Genomic DNA, 1006 nt, shown 5'->3' with positions numbered 1-1006 from the left:
ATCCAATACCTTTTCCAGATATGGGCTGCTCATGCCCGCAAATTGCTGCTTCTTCCGCAAGCTTGCCTTACGGCTGGTTTCGGCTCGCAGCATGTTTTGCGCCATGTGTCGTGCACAGGCCAATATTTGAGGGGCATCACCTCGATATATCTGGCAGGCATCCTCATTCATCACGACATCCAGAACCCAGTGCAGGCTATTTTCAATTGCCCAGTGCCCTCGTACCGCTGAAGCAAACTGCTCTGGTGTCAGTTCAGCCGAGCTGATGTAGTAGCGATACTCCATCGAAAATTTTTCCATATTTTCAATTCGATAGGATATTGCGACACCGACAGTCTTCAGCGATTTCCACTCTGGAAATTGCTCTGATAGTGCTCCGGCTGGTAACACATGGTACTCGCGGCCATCGATGCGACCGTGCTCTTTCTCGACACTGAGCGTTTCTTCACTCAGCGGCTTCTTGGTCGACTCGGCCAGAGCTGCGCGTACTGCATTATGCAGTGTGGGCTGGTTACCTTTTACCGCCAGCAAGTAGTCGCCACCGCCCTTGACTATGGTTGAGGCTATTCCAGTCTGGCAGCCCATGGCATCGATGGATACCAGGCAGCCTTTTATATCGAGGAGTGCCAGTAATTCAGGAATGGCGGTGATTTCGTTAGATTTCTCATCTGTTTTGACTTGCCCGAGCACCAGACGATTCTCAGCGGCAAAGGCACTGACCATATGAATGGTAGACTGACGACTGTCTCGGTCGTAAGAGCTGCGTAAGGTCTTGCCGTCAATGGCAATCAGCTCACCATCGGTACGTTCTGATGTTGCTTGCATCCAGCGGACGAAGGCGTTCTGGAATTGCTCCGGTTGAATACGGGAGATGATCCTGGCTATGGTGTCGTGAACAGGTAATCCGTTATGAAACAATCCATTACGCTGAAACCATTCCAGATGTGCCTCGCCGAAAAGCTCGATATCTTCCCAACCTTGAGCTCCACCAATAGCAGCACAGACG

The 1006-nt window shown here is 51.2% G+C and carries 1 protein-coding gene; it reads right to left on the bottom strand.

All coding sequences use genetic code 11. The features are described from left to right. Positions 1-1006: ISAs1 family transposase (locus PG888_RS22950; protein WP_270694478.1), on the bottom strand; the 1006-nt coding region annotated here is incomplete at both ends.

The sequence above is a fragment of the Aeromonas sp. QDB23 genome (genome assembly GCF_027707745.1).
Lineage (GTDB): Bacteria > Pseudomonadota > Gammaproteobacteria > Enterobacterales > Aeromonadaceae > Aeromonas > Aeromonas allosaccharophila.
Note: the sequence above shows the minus strand (reverse complement) of the source record. Positions and strands in the feature narration are given on the sequence as shown.